Genomic DNA, 22,839 nt, shown 5'->3' with positions numbered 1-22,839 from the left:
AGTGTAATTATCATAGTTCGTAGCATGATCCTGATTTTACTAAAAATCAAGCACCTTCAATGATCACGGGTATAGAAGGAAAAACATATAACAATATGAAGAATATAATGACCAATTAATCAGAGGCACCACTTTCTATATACGATGCCAGAAACGAGTAACTCACTGGCATCTACTAGTACAAATAGCTTTCAGTGACTAAAATCAAGCCTTCATACTACGCAGGATAGACTCACTCACCCACTCTCAATATCTGTTGTGATAGTCACGCTTTAAGGGCTTAACAACAGAGTCTAAGCCCTCAACTTTTAGAGCTAAGCAGAGCTGCATTAAATTACCCAGCTCACCAGAGGGAAACTGTTTTTTATTCGCAAACCACAGTAGATACTCTTCAGGTAAATCAATCAATACACGACCAGCATACTTCCCAAAGGGCATTTGCATTCTAGCAAGTTTAATCAGGTTCTCTTTTTCTAGCATTCTAGGCTCTTTGTATACGTCATTTTCATAACGTAGAGTATCATTTAAACGTTCAATTCTGTAGTCAATGAGTTTAATGTCGGCATGCATGGCGTTGCCTGTACAACCAAACAAGAAATGTTGGCTGCAACAAGCAAAAGATGTTTTGAAGGTTTTGTTACGACTTAGATAACAGTGAAACTTAGCAAAAAATAGACGCCCTATGCCTTTGCCAAGGCAACGATCAAAAGGGTGATCGCTCATAGGTCCCTAAAATCAGTCATTTTGGATGGTATGTGCATACTCTACTACCACCTGATTTCCTTCAATGTAAGCATTTTGAATCTCGCCATCCACACTCATTCTGCTTTTCAAATAAACCACTTTAGGCCCTGACTGGTTGCACTCTTTAAGAGAGGGAAAGACATTCTTAGGATCTAAATGCAACAAGCGACAAAAGTGACTGATAAAAGACATGCTCAAGGGAGCCTCCCCTCTTAACAGTCTTGAGAAATCAAGCTGATTCATACCTAACTTCTTAGAAAATTCCATCTGTGTGATTCGCATTCGCGATTTTTGTGACATCCACGTTTGGTACAACGCATCTCTGTCTTGTTCTGTAAATTCCATACCGACTCCTAAAATGATTTATGCCTATCAATTGTCCGGCTTTTCATACTCTGCATGTCAGGGCTTGGTTAGTGGAGTCCAAGGCTTTGGTTTTGATATGAGCTTCGCGAGCAAAAATATGTCTCATGGCAATAAAAACGGACACCGTTGGCATCCGTTTATCTGTCAGTGGATCAAATAAGATCGGCAATCAAAGCAGGTAATGATCAGCGAGCAAAGCAACAAACAAAATCATGAGGTGGTAAATCGAGAACTTAAAGGTTTTCATCGCCATATTAGGTAGATCACGATATTTAAGTATCCAAGCGTGATAAACGAACCCCCCATTAAGTACCAGTGAAGCGCTGAGATATATCCAGCTACTCATACCAACTAAAACTGGCAATATGCAAACAGTAGTCAGCAACATGGTATAGAGCAAAATAGACGTTTTTGTATACGCAATACCGTGCGTGACAGGTAACATCGGAATGTCTACCTTGGCATATTCGTCACGCCGATGAATCGCTAGCGCCCAAAAATGCGGAGGTGTCCAAATAAAGATGATCATCACCAATAGCCAAGCGTTTGAGTGTAATTCGTTGGTGACAGCGGTCCAACCTAACAAAGGCGGCATTGCACCCGCGATCCCTGCGATCACAATATTCTGAGGGGTTGATCGCTTCAGGTACATGGTATAAATCACTGCATAACCTAATAGGCTTGCAAAAGTTAACCAAGCCGTTAGTTGATTGACCCACACCGATAATGTGACAAAACCTAGTAAACCGATACCAGAAGCAAAGCCAAACACGCGCGTACTGCTAAGCTCACCTGATGGTAATGGACGTCTATTTGTGCGCGTCATTTGCCCATCGATCTTTTCATCGATCAGGTGATTAAATGCGGCAGCAGAGCCGGCCATTAGCCCGATTCCTACCATTCCAAACACCGCTTGAAGTATCGGTAACCCACTGGGTACAGCTAAACACATACCGACCAAAGCCGTCAGCAGCATCAGAGCCACCACTTTTGGTTTAGTCAGTGCTAAATATACCTTCCAAGCAGCTTTATTTTTTGAAGGGCTTTCTTGAATCACCACTTCATGTTGTGTTGACGCTCTACTCACCATGATTACCTCCTTGTAATACACTGTTTTTGACTAAGCTTGCACTCGTCTTGCGCTGCCACACCACAAAATTGGTGACCACCATGCTGATGAGCAACATTGCTGCCACGAGATTGTGTAAAACCGCGACAAAAATAGGCAGATGAAACCACACATTGCTGATCCCTAAACTGATTTGGATAAACAAGACCAATACAACAGCTAGACTCAGCTTCTGATGGGATATTTGATCATATTTCCAAAGTTGATACGCAACCATCAGTACTGTGATCGCGGTAACCATAGCCCCGAATCGGTGCATAACATGTATCGTTAACCTTGCTGGATACTCCAACACACCAAATTCATAGTTATCGTAGCCTTGCTGGGCAAAATCAAAGGCTCGCTTGAAATCAAGATAACTGGCCCAACTCCCTTCACAAATGGGCAATTGTGTACACACCAGAGCGGCGTAATTCGACGATGTCCAACCTCCAAGCAATATCTGCGCGACCACTACCACTAACCCAAACAACGACCAAGCCTTTATTGATAACGTGTGGGTGGGTTCACCAAATCGACGTTGGAAGCAAGATAAACGGCAGTAGAGTAAACACAATAGAGACAATAGCGTAAAGCCGCCCATTAAATGTGCCATGACAACAATGGGCATCAATTTTAAAGTGACCGTCCACATACCTAACAAGGCCTGAAATATCACGGTTGTGGAAATCAATAGTGGTAGGCCAATCGGTGTGATGTTCTTTTGAATGCACCAAGCCACGACGAAAAAGATAAGCAGTCCTAACGAACCAGCAAAGTAGCGATGTATCATCTCTATCCAAGCTTTTTCCGCTTCAAGTGCTCGCTCTGGGAATTGTCGGTTTGCTTCATTTACGGCTTGCGCATCAGAAGGAACGGTGATTTGCCCGTAACACCCCGGCCAATCAGGGCAGCCAAGACCTGCATCAGACAAACGGGTGTAAGCGCCAAGTACAATCACTATAAGCGTCAGTAATATAGTGACTCTCATCACTAGTATGAGCAGTTTTGGGGCTGTGCTTTGCATGGCTTATCTCCCTGCACTTATCCTTTGTAGTCAGATTTGGTGCTAACATCTAATCGCTTGTACGCTAATCCGTTAGCCAAAAACCGACTACCCAAGGCTATCATCCGATGATCATTACCCTACTCGTGACAATTTAAGCAGCTTTCTTAGGTCATGTATCATGCCTTTAGATTGGCTCACTAACTGTGAAGGATCGGCAACACTTTTGTATTCCATGACCAGTTGCCCGAGAGGATCAATAATAACAATCGAAGCCGATGCAAACTCAGGACTCAATTGATCAGCTCCAGCCAGCAATGGCATGTCAGGCTTATTGAATGCCCCCGCTAAAGAGTTACCTTCAGAGACAAAAACCACGGGCGTCACGCGCTCTTTACTTTTTCCTAATGCCAAGTAGCTTTGCTTCAAGTAATACAGTTGTTGTTCACAGAGGCTGTTACACTCTGCTGGCGCGATATAACCCACAAGCCAACTCTCTTCAGCCATGGGTAGCGTCACCCCAAAATCCTTCAGCGTCACTCTCGGCTCAACCAACTCGCCTGAATTCGTCACTCCTGAGGTATACCAATTCTGCTCCAGTACCGTTTTGGCAATAATTGCCGGCAAAGCAAATATAAAAACCAGTCCGATTAAAATAAGACGTCCCTGAGACCGACGTTTTTTAAGCGATACCATATTTGCATCGCTACACTCACTGCTAATCTGCATTTGAAGCTTGTCCATTTTGACTCCCTAACGTAGGCGCTACCTTTAGGTAGCGGTATCCAATCAACAGCATCAAAAGCAAGAGCACGGCTGCCATTACAAACCACTGAAATGAGTAACCAAAGTGCTTTTCCGACTTCATTGCACTCGGTCTCCACAACAGTTCATAAGGCCATGAGTCTAAGCTCTGTGGCTGAAACACAAACGGCAACACTTCTTGCTCTGTGTAGTGTGATAGTGCTTCTATGTTGATGTTTTGAATTCTTTTCGGTGTTGTATTTTCTAAATCTAACGTCTGGCTTAAGGGGTTAACCGAGCGTGTGTATAAGCGTCCAGACATGCTTGATGGTAATGTTATATTTCCTAGCTGCGGCAGAACTCTCCGATCACGGCTTGCCGCAACAAACCCAAGATCGATTAATAGCTGTGTTTTCCCCAATGATGGCTTTCTTTCAGCTTGTCCATCTCTCTCTTGTCTATCTGCATTTTGTCTATCTCTATCTTGATAACGAACCTCACCCAACATATAGATCACATACCCCACCACTCCTTGGTTAACCTGATTATCTAATAACAATATCAAGCCACTGGTACGCGCTAATTCCACGTCAACCTTTACACCATTTAAGGCTTGAAGGTTCGATGCCCCTTGCTCCTGTGCACTTACGCCTTGCCATTCATCCATCACGACACCTAAAGGCTGAGGTGGCTGCTGTGCTCTTGCCGAGAGTTGCTGTTCATAGCGCAATTTATCGTTACCTCTGTCTAACTGCCACAAACCCAACTTGATTAAAATGCTGACTGAAACCACAGTTAACATAACTGCAATCCAAAGCCCTTTGCTGCGCAACTTTCGTTTATCACCAATCACACAGTTTGGAGTTATCACAATGGCATCATCTTCCTTTATCTTGTTGTTTAAAATTGTGTTGGTCGCTTTGCTCTTGTTCATCGCTTTTAATTTAATGAAAGGTCTTATCCAAATCGCTTCAGGTAAACACAATGGCAAAAAGCTGAGTCACTTTTTGGGTCGCCGCGTTATGCTGTCAGCCATTGTGGTGATACTGTTATTAATCGCGTTAGGATCAGGTGTCATTACTCCTAACCCGCGTCCTTACTGATTCAATTGATGCGTAGCACGTTAATTCCAATATTTCCACGGCAACAATCATTACAGCACGTAAACAAATACGAACAAGCCTAACCAAACCACATCGACAAAGTGCCAGTACCAACTGCCCGCTTGAAATGCAAAGTGATCTTTGGGAGAGAAATGGTCCTTAGCGATCCTTGCTAATAGCACAATCAAAAAAATCGTTCCTAAACAAACATGCAAGCCATGGAATCCCGTCAACAAGAAAAAGGTATTACCATAAATCCCCGATTGCAGTGTCAGTCCCATCTCTTGATAAGCATGAACATACTCTTCAACTTGGAAATATAGGAAGAAGCCTGCCAGCACTATGGTGATCTCTAACCAAACGATCAAAGCCATACGCTTGTTTTTCTCAAGACTAATATGCGCCATATGCAGCGTCACCGATGAGAGCAATAAAATGATGGTGTTCTTAAGTGGGAGCCCTTGCCAAGACATCGCTTGTGTCGTCACGCCATCCGGTGTGGTTGTGAGAGGCCAGATGGATTGAAACATCGGCCACAACACTTCATGAGTCATTTCATTGTTGCCCGCTCCGCCAATCCATGGGACAGAAATCATACGAGCATAAAAAAGCGCGCCAAAGAAAGCACCGAAGAACATGATTTCAGAAAAGATAAACCAACTCATGCCTTGCCTAAACGAGCGAGATATTTGCTCAGAATAAACGCCACTCAGTGATTCGGTGATCACATTGCTAAACCAACCGGCAAGCATGTACAGCAGTACTGCAAAACCAACGAATAGCACCGCTTTGCCGAAGATTCCGCCGGCGGATCCGGTCCCCATATTTTGCACCGTTAAGCCCGCACCTACCGCAACAAGAAACAGTGCCACTGCCCCCACTAATGGCCAGTGGCTTTGATGTGGAACGAAATAAACTTCCTTTTTAGAACTCATCGCTCAACTCCTTATGTTGATACTGGTTCTGTAAACTAGTTACTCGCAAGTACGTTAGGCTCAGATTCGTTGGCTCCGAGCTCAACCTCACTGGTGATATTAAATAACGTATAAGAGAGCGTTAATGTGTGTATTGATGCTGGAATGTCGGGTTCGATATAAAATATCAAGCCCATTTCTGCACTTTTGTGCCCGTCCAATGGCTGCTGATTAAAGCAAAAACATTCCATCTTATTGAAGTAGGTTGCCCCTATACCAGGAGACACCGATGGCACGGCTTGACCCACTAAAGAGCGCCCAGATAAGTTTTTAGCAATATAATTTGTTTGAATGACTTCACCAGGATGAACCTCAAGCACACGAACCTCGGGCGAAAACTGCCACGGCATATCGGGCTTGATGTGCGACATGAATTCAACGCGGACCGTCCGTGAATAGTCAGGCTGCATTCCCTTAGGTTGAACTGCTGAAACGGTATTGGTTTTGCCATTAATGCCTAAAGCCTCACACATCACATCGTAGAGCGGTACCAAAGCGAAACCGAAGCCAAACATCGCAACCACGCTCAACACCAAGTAGCCCGTCAGTTTCTTGGTTGATCGCACCTTGGTTGTTCGATTCTTAGCCACTCGCTTTTTCGTTGAGCGGTTCGGCAGCTGAACATCTTGGTTCGGATTATGATCGCTTTGTCTATCACTCATCGTTCTTCTCCCATTTCCCTAATCAACTTTAGGTGGATGGGTAAAGGTATGGTGAGGAGCAGGGCTAGGCACTGTCCACTCTAGGCCCTCCGCTCTGTCCCAAGGCTTACTCGGCGCAGGCTCTCCGCCTCTTACGCACTTAATCGCTAGCCATAAGAAAATCAACTGAGATAAGCCAAAGGCAAAACCACCAATCGACACCACTTGGTTAACATCTGCAAACTGAATGGCGTAATCTGGAATACGACGCGGCATGCCCGCTAACCCTAAAAAGTGCATCGGGAAGAATAGTACATTGACCGAAATCACCGATGTCCAAAAATGCCATAAACTGAGCTTGTGGTCGTACATATGCCCCGTCCACTTAGGCAGCCAGTAATAAGCCGCCGCCATGATCGAGAACACCGCACCTGTCACCAGAACATAATGAAAGTGCGCCACCACGAAATAGGTGTCGTGATATTGGAAATCGGCAGGGACAATGGCGAGCATTAACCCCGACAGCCCGCCAATCGTAAACAAAACAATAAAGGCAATCGCAAACAACATCGGCGTTTCAAAGGTCAAAGCCCCTCGCCACATGGTCGCTACCCAGTTAAAGACTTTCACTCCCGTCGGCACCGCGATCAACATGGTGCAATACATAAAGAACAGCTCGGCAAATACTGGCATACCTGTGGTGAACATATGGTGTGCCCATACTAAGAATGACAGCAGTGCGATACTGCAGGTCGCGTACACCATCGAGTGATAGCCAAACAGACGCTTGCCACTGAAAGCGGGGATGATAGCCGAGACAATACCAAACGACGGTAATATCATGATGTACACTTCGGGGTGCCCAAAGAACCAGAATATATGCTGGAACATCACCGGATCCCCACCACCAGCTGCATCAAAGAAGCTGGTCCCAAAATATTTATCAGTCAGTACCATGGTCACCGCTCCGGCGAGCACTGGCATCACTGCTATCAACAAGAAAGCGGTAATCAACCACGTCCAAACAAACATCGGCAACTTGAACCAAGTCATCCCCGGCGCTCGCATGTTGACTATAGTTACGATCACGTTAATTGCGCCCATGATCGAACTGATCCCCATAATATGCACCGAGAATACAAACAGTGCGGTACTGTCCGGCCCATAAGTCGTCGAAAGCGGGGCGTAAAATGTCCAACCAAAACTCGGCCCGCCCCCCTCAGTAAACAGAGATCCAATTAAGATCAAGAAAGCAAAAGGCAAAATCCAGAAACTGAGGTTGTTCATTCTCGGCAATGCCATATCTGGGGCACCGATCATCATCGGGATCATCCAGTTAGCAAGACCTGTAAATGCAGGCATCACAGCACCAAACACCATAATTAAACCATGAACAGTGGTCATCTGATTAAAGAAGTCCGGCTCAACCAGCTGCAGACCCGGCTGGAACAACTCCGCTCGGATCACCATTGCCATGGCACCGCCCGTTAAGAACATCGCAAAACTGAACCACAGATACAGTGTCCCAATGTCTTTGTGATTGGTTGAATACAACCAACGCGCCCAGCCTTTGGGTGCGACATGTAAATCATGGTCATCCACAAGTACATCGTTATTGTTCAAAGAACCCTCAGTGGAATGGCTTAACACTTGATCCTCTGCAGGAGCCGACTTCACTGGCTTATTAATGGGCGAACTCATAGCTGCTCCTTAGCACTGTTTTGCGCTTCATCCGTTGAATCTTGCTCTTCACCATCCAGATCACCACCCGACTGCTGCACCTTGTACGCGTTCACATCTGAGGCCTGAACAATATCACCGGTATCATTGCCCCAAGCATTTCGTTGATAAGTGACGACTGCTGCGATCTCTTTCTCGGAAAGCTGATTATCAAATGCCTGCATCCCAGTGCCTCCGCGTCCATAGACAATAGTATCGATATGAACATCCACATCACCAAGAGCAATAGGACTTCCTTTAATGGCAGGAAATGCACCGGGAATACCTTCTCCGTTCACTTGATGACAAACGGCGCAGCGAGCTTTATAAACCTCTTCCCCGATAGCATTCAATTCTTCTAAAGAAAGTGACGCATCTAGTGCATCTTGTGCGGCTTGTTGTGCAGCGATTGCCAATGCTTTCTGTTCCACTAACCATATATCGAATTCGTCTTCTTCCATCGCATGCACCACTATCGGCATAAAGCCATGTGCACGACCACACAGCTCTGCACACTGCCCCCGATAAACACCGGGCTCATCAATCTTGGTCCACGCTTCGTTAATGAACCCAGGAATGGTGTCTTTTTTCACTGCAAAAGCGGGTACCCACCATGAGTGAATCACATCGTCGGAGGTCATCAAAAAACGAATTTTACGGTTGATGGGCAGCACCAAGGGCTTATCAACCTCTAATAGGTAGTGTGCTCCTTTGACTTCAAGCCCTTCAATCTCCTTATCAGAGGTCGCTAGAAGGCTGAAAAACTCAACGTCTTCACCAAAATAGCTGTAATGCCATTTCCACTGTGATCCAGTGATTTTAACTGTCAGCTCTGATTGAGAGGTGTCTTCCATTGCTATCAAGGTTTTGGTGGCCGGAATCGCCATTGCAATGAGGATGATGATCGGAATGATGGTCCAAAGGATTTCAACCTTAGTACTTTCGTGGAAATGTGCAGCCACTGCTCCCTTCGATTTTCGATGCCTCAAAATCGAGTAAAACATCACACCAAAAACAACAAAGGCAATCGCACAGCAGATATAAAAGATCAGCATGTGGAGTTCATATACCTGACCGCTAATCTCAGTCACACCTTGTGTCATGTTGTATTCACTGCTTGCATACGCAAAAGGCGAAGCCAAAAACACAACAAAACTCTTCAAAAGCCAAGCGAGCCTAACCAGTAATCTTTTCAAAGATCTCTCCTTATCCTTCCTAATTGGATACTTGTGACCTAAATGTCGTTGTGAATCGTCAACATTCATTGTTGGTCCGATCACGCATGAAAAGTTTGAATCTCAATCTAAGGCTCAAGCGACTATTCACTCATAGCAATTGCAAAACAATTCACTCATAGAAATAGCAAAACAATGCCGTCTCAAAGTTGTTCAGCCTTAAAAGTAACGGCTAGCTGCTTTGAAAACGATGAAGTCATCCATTTCATAAGTATTATCAGTTGCCTCAAAAGATTCAAAAACGGCGAATTTGTCTAACTTTGTTATATTTATGTAAAAGGCTAGTTAGTGATATCCAATTGTTCAAGGTAAGTTTACTTACTAAACAGTCGATTATTTGAAGTGGCTTTGACTAGACGCCCTTCCCTTGCTGTTGGCATTTATTTGATATCGAGTTTCACGGTTTTCATATGAAAATGAGTATCAATATTATCTAAATAAATTCAACAGCTCGTCATACGGACATTAAAAGGTTTAGCGATTATGCAAGATGCGATGAACTGGTTAGCGAGAGATCCAGATCCAAGAACTCGTGAAGAGCTTCAACACCTGATTGATAAGGGTATGCTAAGCGAATTAGAAGACCGATTTGCTCAACGATTAGAGTTCGGAACCGCTGGGCTACGCGGCAAAGTAGGATGCGGCCCCAACCGAATGAATCGCTTGGTGATACAGGAAACAGCCACAGGGCTTGGACACTATTTGATAGAACATGTTGCTAATGCCACGATGAGAGGCGTGGTAATCGGTTATGACGGTCGCTTAGATTCAAAGCAATTCGCCACTGATACGGCAGCGGTACTGACCGCTTTAGGGATTAGGGTCTATCTGACCTCAGATGTCGCAGCAACCCCTATTGTTGCCTTTGGGGTTGAGCACTTCAACGCTGCCGCTGCCGTTGTGGTAACGGCCAGCCACAACCCTCCAGAGTACAATGGTTTCAAAGTGTATTGGGAGAATGGCGCTCAGATTATTCCCCCTCATGATGTGGGTATTGCCACTGAAATCACCCGCGCATCCACCAAGCCGATCCCTTTACTCAGCCTAAGTGATGCCGAAAAGCAAGGGAGTTTAGTGTGGCTAACCGAAGGCTATTATCAAACCTACCGTGCGGCCATCAATCAGAGCCCATATGTCAATAATGGTATTAATTCAACCAATACAACACTTAGCGACAATGCAACACTTAACTACAATACAGTCATCAGCTATACAGCCATGCATGGGGTTGGAGCCAAAATGGCAGAAGATCTTCTGCATGATGCTGGGTTTCACAAGGTATTCAGTGTGGCCGAGCAAAGAGATCCCGACGGTCACTTCCCAACCGTGCACTTCCCGAACCCAGAAGAAAAAGGGGCGATGGATCTTGTGATCGATCTTGCGCGCCATGTTGATGCCGACATTGCCTGCGCTAATGATCCTGACGCCGATCGATTCGCAGTCGCTGTCAAAACGGAAGATGCGCAATACAAGATGTTAACGGGTGATCAGGTAGGCGTGCTGTTCGCTCATTACTTATTATCGAAACCTCATACCAAAAACCAACTGGTCGGCAACAGCATTGTTTCTTCGACTTTACTTAAAAAAGTCGCACAATCTCATGGGGCGACCTATTATCAAACACTCACAGGTTTTAAATGGCTTGCCAATGTTGGGATGCAACTGGAAAATGAACAAAGCGAGTTCTTGTTCGCTTATGAAGAAGCCTTGGGTTACACGATTGGTACCCAAGTGCGTGACAAAGACGGGTTGTCGGCGATTGTTGTGTTCGCTCTATTGGTTGAAGAACTAAAGTCTCAAGGTCGAACGGTTTGGGATCTACTCGCTCAGATTTCATTGCAACACGGTATTCATACCAACGCACAGCGAAGCCTAACAATCGCCCCAGATTCCCCATCCATTGGGACACAACTTAGAGCGGCGCATCCTAAGGCCATCAATGGCATCTCTGTCTCCGAGATTGAAGATCTGCAATCCCGTTTGCGTTTCATTAGTGGGGGGCGCACCGAAGCGATAAATCTGCCAGCAAGCGATGTACTGATCTATCACCTTGAAGACGGATCTCGAATTATCGTCCGCCCTTCTGGTACCGAGCCCAAAGTAAAGGTCTACTATGAAACAGTCACAGAATTTACAGAGCCGGAAACGTATGAAGATGCGCGATTACGAGCTGATCAATACATGGATAAACTGATTGAACAGCACCAAAAAGCGTTGAATGGTTCGTGAATCCGCCCTAGTGAGTGAGCGACTTTATTGAGTACGCTCTTTATTAAGTGAAAAAGGCCGACAGCATCCAAACAGCTAACACGATGAAGACTCCGCCCATGACCTTCTGCTGATAAGTACGGAACCTTGCGTTTTCAACTAGGGATTTGCCAATGGTTCCCACCAAAGCGACAAGCAGAAAGTTAAACGTTAAGCCAAGGATGTTCAGTAATAAACCCAGTACCAACATCTGCTCCCCAGAGGTCGCTTCAACATTGCTCGACACAAATTGTGGTAAGAACATCACAAAGAAAACCAAGGCCTTGGGATTAAGCAGGTTACTAATAAGCGCTCTTTGGTAGTAGGCTTTTGCAGCAAAATTGTCGCTTAACTCTGGAGCATTACCCTGCTCTGTTCGCAGACAATCCCAACCCATTTTTAATAAGTAGGCGCCACCTAACAAATGCAGTGCGTTCAAAGCGATTGGGCTCATAGCGATCAATGCCGACACACCCATCGCTGCCAAGACGGTCAGAATGATCCCAGAAGTTGCATTACCCAAACTGGCAAACACACCGACTTTACGCCCGTAGCTCATACTTGAGCTCGCAATCAATAACATGTCTGGGCCAGGCAAAAGAAGAAGAGCGATAACGGCAGTCAAATAGACAGGTAAAATGGTAACGTCGATCATGGGTTTCAGTATTGATAAAAATGGAGGCGAATTTTATATCAATTACCAACACCCTTCTAGATCTAAACAAGCGCAATACGCCAACAGAGCAGGATTAAAACCTAACATTTAACAATATATCAAAACAAAAAACCATAAAGCCCATAGAAACTAACCCGCCAGTACGAAAGATTAACTTGCTACCCACTCAATCTCAATCAAAGTCGTTTCTCCACAATTTAAACGGCCAAGGAAGATATCGCCTCGATGCACAACCCCAACGCCTTTTGGAGTGCCGGTCATCACAACATCGCCATCTAGCAAGGTCGTATAAGAAGACAGTTCTTCGAGGATAGTCAGCGGTGAATACAGCATCTGCTCAACGTGCCCTTTCTGAACGCGCACACAGTTAATAAACAACTCTAGATTTAACGCCGATAAGTCCAAATTGTCGATAGGTACAAAACGACTTAATACAGTTGAACCATCAAAGGCTTTGGCACGCTCCCAAGGAAGGCCTTGTGCTTTTAAACGGCTCTGTAATGCACGCTTGGTGAGATCTAACCCTAAGCCCACAGCGGAATATTGACCGTTTTCAACCATAAAGCAGATTTCAGTTTCATAGTGCAATGCTTCTTGATGAAAAGAAGAGAGAGAAGAGGTCACGCTGGTACTGGGTTTATTAAACACCACCATCGAGTCAGGGATAGCGTTGTTAAGTTCTTCAATGTGATCGACATAGTTACGTCCAACACACAACACTTTAGTTGGTGTTGCTGTACGCTTCGAATTCATCAATTGTTCCTGATCTACAACGCTGCTCATAGTTTATCCTTGAACTATTTTATGGAGCGCAAAGTTTAGCGCATCGTAAACAGAGAAGCTTCAACAAGATGACGATTGATATCTAAGTTCTGAAATTTCGTTCAATTTTACTGATTTGAAAACAGTTATACGAAGGTCGCGACAATGCGAAATAACAATCCAAAACAAAACGCCAGAACGAAAAAAGCCCTCTCTAACCAAAAGGTTTGAGAGGGCTTAGCATGGTGTATAGGATAACATCCTAAAAGGTAAACCTAAGGAGTAAACACTATGCTAAATCAGTCTGCGACTTATAGGTAGTAACGAGCACCAAGTAGCCATTGGTCGTCAGCTTTCTCTTTGTATTCGCCAGAACCTTGTAGATCGAACTGGTAGCCAACAAAGCCTACGAATTGAGGTGTGAAGTTGTATTCAGCTTGTAAAGCAGTTGTGCTGTACACAGTTTCGTTCAACTTCTCATCAGCTACTGCTTCGTAGTTGATGCTTAGGTTAAGGCTGTTAGCCAGTGCGTAAGATACTAGGGCTTCGTAGCCTGTAGACTCTTCAAGAACACCATCTTTAGCAGTGTTCATGTAGTTGTTCGCCGCGTATACAAGTGCAACGTAAACACCTTCAGCACCGTATGAACCGTAAGTAGCACTTAATACATTAGAGTCAGCAGTCTTTGCACCAGTATTAACACCAGAACCCGCATGGAAGTTAACGTCACCAGTATTGTAAGCGTAGTTTACAGAGAAATTAGCAACATCGTAGTTCAAAGCGATTTGAGCACGGTTACCGTACTTGTTTTTGTCTGCACTTAGAGTGTCATCGTATTCTACATTAGCAACCTTACGACCTTGCCATGCAACGCCAATTGCTAGAGAGCCAGCGTCACCAAAATCGACAGCATTAGTGTAGCTCACCATCTCTTCAGCACGGCCAGTACCTAAGTTACCGTGATCATCGTAAAGGAATTCATTCGCGAAAGCGATTGGCATATCAGCTACGCCAGCTACGTTGTAGTAAGGTGACCATTGAGTACCTACTACAGCACGACCACCGTCATCGTGAGAAATACCAATGTAACCAAGACGAGTGGTGAAAGAATTTTCAGCACCGTCTAATAAGTTTAGCGCCCACTCACCACGAGCATCAACAGTGACGCCCTTGCCAAGATCTTGAGTTGCGGTGATGTTGATACGTGGAGAAACAGTTTCAACACCGATATCATCTTTGTTTTGGCGAGCACCGCTGTTGTTATCACCAACAGCAACTGAAACGTGACCACCAATAGCAAAAGTTGAACCGTCTTCGTTGTAAAGCTCTACTGCAACTGCCTGAGTACCAAATACCGCGCCAGATATCGCTAGCGCTAAAATTTTCTTATTCATTATCATATCCGTTTGTAGTTATTCATGAACAACTTCTTCGGGCTTGCTTCATGCTTACGAAGAAGTTGCCACCTGTATCTAACAAGTGGGACAAACATTAATATACGAATGCTAAAAAAGTTGCATTAAAATATATAAAATAAAGACAATTACACCATACAAAAAAAATAACCAATTAAAAAACAATAAGATAATCACCAATAAAAACATCGAACGCAAACGTTTTTTGTTGTTTTTTTAGATTGAACGCTTTTTATTTTGATTTTTTAGTCACATAAAAGACATTAAAAGTCAGTGTGGGAATAGATCATTCTACCTGCAATGACACTGGTTTAACCTAGATAGGAGTTACTGTGCTGAGAAACCACTTTAATCATCACCAGCAACAAGCTTTTTCTATCAGGGATGAGTACCAGTTCCTTCATCCAATCGACAAATCATCGAAGCCGAAGACAAAAAAGGCAGCCTATTCGAGACAGGCTGCCCTCTATACTTTCTATACTTTCTATACTTTCTATACTTTCTATACTTTCTATACTTTCTATACTTTCTATACTTTCTATACTTTCTAAAGCATGTTAGCTAAATTGTTATTTGAAGCAAACCTCAGCCCAGCGAGCTAAACCTGCAGTAACAGAACCAAAGTAATTGCCACTTACGATAGGGACATTGGGCACCGCTTGCTCTACCGCTTGGCGAAGTATCGGTGAGCGCGCTGAGCCCCCCGTCATATAGATCACGTCTGGCTTTTTCTGTCCTTGTTGAATCGCCTCTTTGACCAGCTCAATCATCTTAGATTTCGGGCTTTCAATAGCATCAACCATCTGCTCAATAGAAATGTCGACTTCAACCAGTTCAGAGGCAACATTAATCGCCGTGCGATATTGAGCACTTTCCGCCAACGCAATCTTGGCTTCCTCTGCACGACGCACAATTCTGTAGCCTAACGTATCGTGATAAACCTTGATCAAGCGTTCAAGCTTTTGAGGCTCGGCCGCTTCTTTTCGCAATAACTTTAATGCCGCTAGGTTTTCTCGAGAATAGAAGCTCTTTTGAGCTTCAACATTATTAATCGCGATCGGATTCCAAAATTGAGTCAATGGCATATCAATCCCTGAAAGCCCTTTACTCCCCATACCAAAAGGTGACATTAGCTGTTTAAAGGCAAGATAGATATCCAAGTCATTGCCCCCTACCCTTTGACCACTGTGTGCCAATAGGCTTTGAGTTCGATCGGCTTTACCAGACCAACTTGGACCCATTTCCAGTAATGAGCAATCGGTAGTACCACCACCAATATCGACAACCAACACCGTTTGATTTTCAGTCAGTGTACTCTCGTAATCAAGACCTGCAGCAACCGGTTCAAACTGGAAGGCAATATCCAAAAAACCCGCACGTTTGGCTGCGCGAGACAGAATATGTTCAGCCTGTCTGTTTGCCTCTTCGCCGCCTCGACCATGAAAGTTAACCGGACGGCCGATAACCGCTTGCTGAATTTGCTGTTGGGTTGAGAGTTCGGCTTGGTGTTTGATATTCGCCATCATGGCGCACACCAAATCTTCGAAAAAGCTCACTTGAACATCATGTAATCCGCTTGCACCAAGAAACGACTTCGGAGACTTAACGTAGTACACATCACGAGGGTCTTCCAAATAGAGATCCAACGCCGCCTGACCAAATGCCATATCTTCCGGTACTAAGTCGATGCTCTCTTCTCGGTTGAGTGCAATCGCACGTCGTAATACTTGTTCACCAATCGTATCACTCGGCTTAATATTCAAATGGCGAAACAGATGCTCAGAAACACTTTCACGAGTCGGAGCAAACACCGTTGAGGGAATATAATGATTGTTATCTTCTAGCGGTAACAGGCTTGGCTCTCCATTAACCATCGCGGCAACAGAGCAGTTCGCTGTGCCATAATCAAATCCAATAAACATCCTATCCCCCACGTAATAAAAGGGGCGAGATGCTACCTGAAAAGCCACAAAATTACGAGATGGTTTATACCAATCGTAGCAAATAACTGATCATCCTAGCTGGTTAAAACGCTCGATAACTGCGTTAGAATTTTTGATTGTAGAATAACTACTTATCAAAACTTTTTGTTGAAAAGAGCGGCCTTGCTCTCAAGCTTTTTTCCTACGCTATTTCTGATCACTTACTGACTGTGGTTGGTATTACTTATTTTACTTTGCCACTTTTAGGGTTACCGACTCTTAAAATCGGCACAAATATGCTACATTTCAGCCAAAATACATGGCGGAACAGATCAATGAAAACACCTTGTCGAGCGGCTTGTAAGAATAATGGCGGTATGTGTAGCGGCTGCTTTAGAACAATGAATGAAATTATAGGCTGGAAAGGCTTTTCTGATCAGGAGCGAGGTTCCTTAATGGACAGTCTCAGTGGAGGCCACTCAACTCACCAATGCCCACAATGCAGCGAGCCGGCTCAGTGCGATATCAGCGCAGGCAAAACAACGTGTTGGTGTTTTGAATTGGAAAAACGTGATACCAGCAAAATCCCAAAGGTTGGCGTTTGCCTATGCCGTAAATGCCTGTCTGGCTTACCTGTCGAATAAGTCGTTGCTTGATATATCAATAACTCGATATCAAGCAACCAAGTAATTGCAACCGAAGTAATTGCAACCTAGATACTTGCAGCCTATGTAAGTACGACCTAAGCAAGCGGCACCTAAAACATGAACCAAGCCTAAAACATGAACCAAGCCTAAAACATGAACCAAGCCTAAAACATGAACCAAGCCTAAAATACAAATAGCGCTAGAGATATAGCAAGAAGCAAGGTGTTATTTCTCGCTTCAGATGCTGATGTTTATTAGGGAATGGGTTTAGTGGGGAATGTTTGTCCGGCGAGGGCTACTTAGCTTTTGCCGTCAGCGCTGGTTGAGAAAACTGTATACCACTCCAACCATGACTCATAAAGTTACGAATATTTTGGTGATCGGTGTTGTTCGGAAAGCCGAGTACATCATTACGATAAAATTGACCAAAACAAGCCAATGTTTGATCGGGTGAAAGGTTTTGCTCCAAACCAAAGGCAAAAATCTTACACGAACCATTATTCTGGCCGGCTGCATTCACGACATCACCATTACGAAATTCAGTCTCAGAAAATTCGTAGTATGCTTCTATCACGTGCATTGTATCTTCGAATTGAACATTTTCTGGGGTTTCAGTCAGAGTATTCAACAAGGTTTCCAGTTCCATTTACTATTTCTCCATCAAGTACATAGCTAATGCAGTGTAACTTGTTTTTTGATAGGAGTAAGCCCTTGTTTACTTTGTAAATCAATTTACTTTTCCCTTTAACAGTCATTACTTGAATCAAACTAATGACACAGCTCTATCAGGACGTTATATTGTTTTCTCTATCGATTAACATTGTTCAGTAACGATTATGCATAAAGACAAAAATTCAGAACTGTTCAGATACCTTAAGCCAGGTACAAAAACCGCAGGTGTATTGGAATTCGGCCCAAACAACTCAGTACAGATAAATGCACTGTATATTGGGTATAAAGAAGACCAATACCTTATCCTAGAGCTGTCGCAAAAAGCAGTAGAAGCAGTAATGCTAAATAAGCTGAACAATGTCGATATTATTGTGCGCGCGATAACGAATACCGAGCTGGGACATATCATCGCCTTTAAAACCAACGTATTGGCACATATCACCTCGCCTGCACACCTTATCTTCCTTCGCCCTCCTTCTAACTTTGCTGCTAAACCAATCCGTGAACACGAAAGGTACAAGGTAGATCTCAACTGCGAGGTGACTTTTGACACCTTGTCACTCGACGCGACTCTGGTCGATTTATCCGTGTCAGGTTGTGGCATTTATGTTCAGCAACAGTCAGATATTGATGTGGGCTGGAAGATAAAAGTACATTCAGTTTTAAATGATTGCTTGGATAGTGAACTGATTTACAAAGTTGTGAGTAAGAAAAGAGAAGGTCAGGGTTGGCTATTAGGCATCCAGTTTTCTGAGCACCTAGATATGAGTGAAGAGCTAAGAATGCGACTGCTAGAGCAAGCTTTTGTTGCTGGCTCTATCTAACTGTATTAGGCTAGTAGCTATAAGGTAATCACTGATAAAGCAATCGACATACCTAATGCGACGAGACGCACCCTAGAGCGAATGGCTGATCGTTAATGACGACTCTCTACTAACTGCTCTCAGTGCAATACAAGTTTTTAAAATGAACCAATGCTTGGTGAAACGACTCTTCGGTAATGGGTTTTACAATCACGTAATTTGCGCCTGCAGCCATAAAAGCGTCTCTAACCGATCCTTGAGCATCAGCAGTACACGCATAAATTGGCGCTAATACGCCAATATCGTCTCTTAACTGCTGGGTGGTTTCAATTCCACCAAGTTTAGGAAGCTGGTTATCCATCAAGATAAGGTCAAACACATTCGCTTTCGTCAGCTCTATCGCTTCTAAACCGTCTTTTACCCAAGTCACGACCATGCCATATTTTTTACAAAAAGCCTGCGCAATAAAGGCATTTGTATGGTTATCTTCCACCAACAATACCTTCAAAGATCGACTAAACAAGGCTTGAGGAGCAATCTCGGCACATTGACTAGAATCCAATAATGACGTTGAAGTCAGTTCCACTGGAATTTCTATAATAAATGTAGAGCCTTGCCCTTTAACACTGTCAACTTGAATATCCCCTTCGAGCATGTCAATCAAGTTTTTTACTATCGTCAGCCCAAGACCAGAGCCGCCATATTCGCGAGTTGTCGTCTCTTCCTCTTGAACAAAAGGTTCAAAAACCGCATCAATCTTCCTTTCATCAATCCCAATACCAGTATCTTTCACTTGAACAATCAAACTGGCTTGATTGGAATTAAAGATGCTTTCGAGCTCAAAGCGCACAAGAACATGACCTTGGTGAGTGAACTTTAGGGCGTTGTTCAACAAGTTAAACAGGATCTGATTCAAGCGCACTTGATCTGAATTGATTTCAATATCATCAACCAAGTGATTCACTATGGTAAAGGCGATAGACTTATCTTCATAAAGTGGACGGTAGATACGGTCTAAGGTATTAACCAACTCACTCAAATGAAAATTTTTCTTTTGGATATGGAATTGCCCTTGCTCTATTTTTGAGAAATCCAAAATATCGTTCAATACCGCCAGTAAGTGTTCCGCACTATGACAAAGTACATCGACTTGCTCTCGGTTGTTTTCACTTTTTATTGAGTGTTTAAGTAACTGAGATACGCCTAAAATCCCATTTAATGGCGTACGAATTTCATGACTCATCTTAGCTAAAAAATCAGCTCGAACACTCGCAAGATGCTCTGCCTCTTCCCGAGCTCGATCAGCCTGTCTTTCGGCTTCTATCAGCTTAGTAATATCTTGACCTTGAACGACAACACCGCTGATACCGTGCTCAACATGAATTGCAGATAGGTTCCAGCGAAACACCTTCTCACCGATAGGGACATTAATCCCGGTCAGTTTTGCACCTAGAACGACCATTTGCACATTTGGCAGCATGCGCTCCTCAAACTCTTTAGCCATTGCACCATAATTGTCATCGTGATCAAACAGCGTCACTCGAGCTGCAGGATTCACCTGAATCAATTCGCCTTTTTCAGACCAAACTAAAATAGGGGAATGAGCAAAGTTGAACAAGTCTTGGAATTTTTGATTTTGTTCAGATAAGCGTTCAAAAGTCTCCTCCAGAGTGCAACCAATATGGTGAAACTCGAAAATATTAGACCCATCGAACTTATTGCACTCTTCGTTACCACTAGCTGAGCGAGTAAAGTTCATCAATTTGTCAAGCTCTGCTGCTACTCTTTTTTGAATCCAAGATCGTGCAAAGAAAAACATGGCTATGATCACGATAATAAAAACAAAAATCGCGCGTTCATAGCTTTTTTCTAGCTCAATAAGGTTGGTATTCATTTGTACAGCGCGAATGGTCAACGGCGTTTCAACTGCATTGATCTGGATCTTTGTGACAGTGACGAAATGGCGGGGTAAATGCTCATCCATGCGATAATTAAGGACATCACTGATCGAATAGTTTTCATCACCCGAGAGTGTCGATGTTACTGGCATACCATACGCTTCAATAATGACGCTTTCACAATTACTGCCTTGTTGAATGGATTCCGCAAGCACGTAATTATTATCCAGCACTATGGCGATATGCAGCTGCCCAAGTACTTCACCAGTCTTATGATCTATAATCGGGGTACGGCGAGCTAATACGTGACGTTCGCCAATATCCGTCATCACTTTAATAAAATGCCAATTACTGTTGAACGCCACCTGATCGGAAATATGCTCTAAATTCTTGTCATCTAAACCATAAAATTGACCATTACCATCTTCCCATGCTAAACCATCATGAGTTGAAATAAAGCGTAAATCCGGCGCATGGTTGGGCTCTCGCTGATCAACACCAAAGAAAAAATAGCTCAGTGCATCTTTATTGTGAGTATCAAAGTACTCTCTCAGCGTTTCGCTGTGTGTACTGCTGTCTTGATGAATTTGTAGCACCGACAAACGATAATCAAACATCATTTGAATAAGGCTAGAGGTTTGCTGAATCGTTCGATTCGTTTCCTGTTTTACAATGTTGCTGCTGGTCTTATAGTTATGAATAAGCACGCCAAGCGCCATCACCCCGATCACTAAGATAATAATACGAGTGATTAATCGAGCTAATGTATTTCTTGGTGTCCTAGCGTAGCTTTTTTTCATTACTGACCTGAGTACCTAAATGCACGCTGTTTAAGTTGAGAAATACGCTCTGGAGAGTCTTCTTTGGTTACAATTTCAAAATCACCAGAATACACGGTAGGCACCTCAAGCCCAGCAAGATCCCACTTGATAGCTTCAGCCATGGCGATGCCTGTGTCATCATTCATGCGCATCACAGTCACATCGAGATCACCTTTTGCAATGGCATCAAGCTCTGCCGAGCCCCCGCCCCAACCGTTAACCAAAATATCTCTTCCAGACTCACGAATCGCTTCTGCAGCACCGAGTGCGACATCCGTAGAGCAAGCATAGATAAAATCAAGATCCTGATCTTTTTCTATGCTGAGTTTAGCCGCTTGGTAGCCACTTTGTTTATCGGATTTAGTGTAAAACGAAGACCTAAGAGAAAAATGACTGTCGGTGTTCACTTCATGAATAAAGGTATCACCGCGAGCATCACTGATGTAACCCTCTGAATAATATAATACGGAATACTTACTGTCTGTTTTACTGACCGCTTTAAAGTAATCCGCCAGTTTCAAGCTGCCGGTCGCATGATCAAAACCCACATACATAAACGGCTGCCTATCAGCCCAAGCTCGAACTGGCGTGGTAATATTTTGTAGGATCAGCTTGGTATCAGTGGAGGTCAACACATGCTCAATAAACTTGCGATGACGCGTTGTATCTAAAGTAAAGATCAAGTAGTCCGTTTTATTTTCAATGGCTTCTTGCAGCGAAATACTTTGCTGAGCAATATCGGCATTAATACGAGTAAAGACCTGATTGATCTGGTAATTGATTTTTAGTTTATCAAGGCGTTTTTCAAAAGCCTGGATATTACGAACCCAGTAATCGGAGATCTGCTGGCCCGGGTACACCACAGAAATGGTAATGGGTCTATCTTGCTCACGCGCTAATGGTACCGATGAGTTTTGTACAGCTTCAACCATTTTACTGGTTAAGGCTTTTTGCTCTGGAAAGTTAGAAAGGTAATCTTGGTATTCCCAATACCCATTAAGGACATGAGTACCATGGGACCAGGAGGTCGTAGAGAGCAGTAAAATCCCCAATAACATAAGTAAACGTTTCATTTTTTCTCGTTTTTATGAGCTACTTTGGCTCATTTTTTTAACCTAGCATGACACCATCTCTTTGTATGGCTTTATATATTATGTAGGACAACGATAAGAAATGATAGCGTCTATGCCTAATTAGAACGGCATCCTAATTGAGTGATGTGTCAATTTGAGATAAATATTAAAATAAACAAGTTTGCTTATATACTCGTTCAACTTGAAGATGCAGGCTTGAGAACTTGAAAGTTATCATTAATTCGAGATGCCAAAGAGCCTGC

The 22,839-nt window shown here is 43.7% G+C and carries 21 protein-coding genes; 4 read left to right on the top strand and 17 right to left on the bottom strand.

All coding sequences use genetic code 11. The features are described from left to right. Window positions 1–246: 246 nt before the first annotated feature. The 6 genes from Q1A70_RS13440 to Q1A70_RS13415 all read right to left on the bottom strand — a co-directional run bounded on the left by Q1A70_RS13440 (window position 247) and on the right by Q1A70_RS13415 (window position 4,902). Entirely contained in the window at window positions 247–480 is a 234-nt protein-coding gene (locus Q1A70_RS13440) for a DUF3820 family protein (RefSeq protein ID WP_299692222.1), read from the bottom strand. A gap of 255 nt (window positions 481–735) precedes the next feature. Further along, complete coding sequence (locus Q1A70_RS13435) at window positions 736–1,089, bottom strand: helix-turn-helix transcriptional regulator (protein WP_299692162.1); 354 nt, start codon at window positions 1,087–1,089, stop codon at window positions 736–738. A 190-nt stretch (window positions 1,090–1,279) separates the two neighbouring features. Then, complete coding sequence (cyoE, locus tag Q1A70_RS13430) at window positions 1,280–2,200, bottom strand: heme o synthase (RefSeq protein WP_299692165.1); 921 nt, start codon at window positions 2,198–2,200, stop codon at window positions 1,280–1,282. After that, entirely contained in the window at window positions 2,190–3,245 is a 1,056-nt protein-coding gene (locus tag Q1A70_RS13425; protein WP_299692168.1) for a COX15/CtaA family protein, read from the bottom strand. The genes cyoE and Q1A70_RS13425 overlap by 11 nt, the downstream gene beginning before the upstream one ends. 114 nt (window positions 3,246–3,359) lie before the next feature. Then, window positions 3,360–3,968 carry a hypothetical protein gene (locus tag Q1A70_RS13420; RefSeq protein WP_299692171.1) on the bottom strand — a complete coding sequence of 203 codons (609 nt, stop codon included), beginning with the start codon at window positions 3,966–3,968 and terminating at the stop codon, window positions 3,360–3,362. After that, on the bottom strand, window positions 3,943–4,902 hold the full coding sequence (locus tag Q1A70_RS13415) for an SURF1 family protein (RefSeq protein ID WP_299692174.1): 960 nt from the start codon (window positions 4,900–4,902) through the stop codon (window positions 3,943–3,945). Before Q1A70_RS13415 ends, Q1A70_RS13420 begins: the two co-directional genes overlap by 26 nt. On the opposite strand from Q1A70_RS13415, the gene Q1A70_RS13410 reads away from it, so the two are divergent. Continuing rightward, window positions 4,841–5,071 carry a DUF2909 domain-containing protein gene (locus Q1A70_RS13410; RefSeq protein WP_299692177.1) on the top strand — a complete coding sequence of 77 codons (231 nt, stop codon included), beginning with the start codon at window positions 4,841–4,843 and terminating at the stop codon, window positions 5,069–5,071. The two genes, Q1A70_RS13415 and Q1A70_RS13410, sit on opposite strands and share 62 nt — an antisense overlap. 50 nt (window positions 5,072–5,121) lie before the next feature. Here the strand turns inward: Q1A70_RS13410 and Q1A70_RS13405 are convergent, their stop codons facing one another. Genes Q1A70_RS13405 through coxB form a run of 4 tightly spaced genes read right to left on the bottom strand, consistent with a single transcriptional unit; the run spans window position 5,122 to window position 9,601 of the window. After that, complete coding sequence (locus Q1A70_RS13405) at window positions 5,122–6,006, bottom strand: cytochrome c oxidase subunit 3 (protein ID WP_299692180.1); 885 nt, start codon at window positions 6,004–6,006, stop codon at window positions 5,122–5,124. 35 nt (window positions 6,007–6,041) lie between these two features. Next, complete coding sequence (locus Q1A70_RS13400) at window positions 6,042–6,707, bottom strand: cytochrome c oxidase assembly protein (protein ID WP_299692183.1); 666 nt, start codon at window positions 6,705–6,707, stop codon at window positions 6,042–6,044. Window positions 6,708–6,725: 18 nt separating this feature from the next. Next, window positions 6,726–8,387, bottom strand: a complete 1,662-nt coding sequence (gene ctaD, locus Q1A70_RS13395) for a cytochrome c oxidase subunit I (RefSeq protein WP_299692186.1) — start codon at window positions 8,385–8,387, stop codon at window positions 6,726–6,728. Continuing rightward, complete coding sequence (coxB, locus tag Q1A70_RS13390) at window positions 8,384–9,601, bottom strand: cytochrome c oxidase subunit II (RefSeq protein WP_299692189.1); 1,218 nt, start codon at window positions 9,599–9,601, stop codon at window positions 8,384–8,386. The genes ctaD and coxB overlap by 4 nt, the downstream gene beginning before the upstream one ends. 522 nt (window positions 9,602–10,123) lie before the next feature. Here coxB and Q1A70_RS13385 point away from each other — a divergent pair. Beyond that, window positions 10,124–11,869 carry a phospho-sugar mutase gene (locus Q1A70_RS13385; RefSeq protein WP_299692192.1) on the top strand — a complete coding sequence of 582 codons (1,746 nt, stop codon included), beginning with the start codon at window positions 10,124–10,126 and terminating at the stop codon, window positions 11,867–11,869. A gap of 43 nt (window positions 11,870–11,912) precedes the next feature. Here the strand turns inward: Q1A70_RS13385 and Q1A70_RS13380 are convergent, their stop codons facing one another. The 4 genes from Q1A70_RS13380 to yegD form a co-directional block, all read right to left on the bottom strand. Beyond that, the gene (locus Q1A70_RS13380) at window positions 11,913–12,542 is read right to left on the bottom strand and encodes a LysE family translocator (protein ID WP_299692195.1); all 630 of its coding nucleotides are present in this window, start codon (window positions 12,540–12,542) and stop codon (window positions 11,913–11,915) included. 171 nt (window positions 12,543–12,713) lie between these two features. Then, window positions 12,714–13,346: a fumarylacetoacetate hydrolase family protein gene (locus tag Q1A70_RS13375; protein WP_299692198.1), complete on the bottom strand. Its 633-nt coding sequence runs from the start codon at window positions 13,344–13,346 to the stop codon at window positions 12,714–12,716. 290 nt (window positions 13,347–13,636) lie between these two features. Continuing rightward, a complete protein-coding gene (locus tag Q1A70_RS13370) occupies window positions 13,637–14,719 on the bottom strand; it encodes a porin (RefSeq protein WP_299692201.1) in 1,083 nt (360 codons plus the stop codon). Window positions 14,720–15,309: 590 nt separating this feature from the next. After that, on the bottom strand, window positions 15,310–16,662 hold the full coding sequence (yegD, locus tag Q1A70_RS13365; protein ID WP_299692204.1) for a molecular chaperone: 1,353 nt from the start codon (window positions 16,660–16,662) through the stop codon (window positions 15,310–15,312). Window positions 16,663–16,997: 335 nt separating this feature from the next. Between yegD and Q1A70_RS13360 the strand changes: the two genes are divergently transcribed. Continuing rightward, window positions 16,998–17,306 (top strand): DUF1289 domain-containing protein, encoded by a 309-nt coding sequence (locus tag Q1A70_RS13360; protein WP_299692207.1) that lies wholly within the window; start codon window positions 16,998–17,000, stop codon window positions 17,304–17,306. Window positions 17,307–17,604: 298 nt separating this feature from the next. On the opposite strand, the gene Q1A70_RS13355 is transcribed toward Q1A70_RS13360, so the two are convergent. Continuing rightward, the gene (locus Q1A70_RS13355) at window positions 17,605–17,955 is read right to left on the bottom strand and encodes a HopJ type III effector protein (protein WP_299692210.1); all 351 of its coding nucleotides are present in this window, start codon (window positions 17,953–17,955) and stop codon (window positions 17,605–17,607) included. A gap of 190 nt (window positions 17,956–18,145) precedes the next feature. Here Q1A70_RS13355 and Q1A70_RS13350 point away from each other — a divergent pair, with 190 nt between their 5' ends. After that, the gene (locus Q1A70_RS13350; RefSeq protein ID WP_299692213.1) at window positions 18,146–18,805 is read left to right on the top strand and encodes a PilZ domain-containing protein; all 660 of its coding nucleotides are present in this window, start codon (window positions 18,146–18,148) and stop codon (window positions 18,803–18,805) included. A 109-nt stretch (window positions 18,806–18,914) separates the two neighbouring features. Here Q1A70_RS13350 and luxQ read toward each other — a convergent pair whose 3' ends face one another. Next, window positions 18,915–21,482, bottom strand: a complete 2,568-nt coding sequence (luxQ, locus tag Q1A70_RS13345; RefSeq protein WP_299692216.1) for a quorum-sensing autoinducer 2 sensor kinase/phosphatase LuxQ — start codon at window positions 21,480–21,482, stop codon at window positions 18,915–18,917. Next, the gene (locus Q1A70_RS13340) at window positions 21,482–22,576 is read right to left on the bottom strand and encodes an autoinducer 2-binding periplasmic protein LuxP (protein ID WP_299692219.1); all 1,095 of its coding nucleotides are present in this window, start codon (window positions 22,574–22,576) and stop codon (window positions 21,482–21,484) included. The genes luxQ and Q1A70_RS13340 overlap by 1 nt, the downstream gene beginning before the upstream one ends. Between the last annotated feature and the right edge of the window lie 263 nt (window positions 22,577–22,839).

Origin of the sequence: uncultured Vibrio sp. (assembly GCF_947488985.1) — a bacterium.
GTDB lineage: Bacteria > Pseudomonadota > Gammaproteobacteria > Enterobacterales > Vibrionaceae > Vibrio.
Note: the sequence above shows the minus strand (reverse complement) of the source record. Positions and strands in the feature narration are given on the sequence as shown.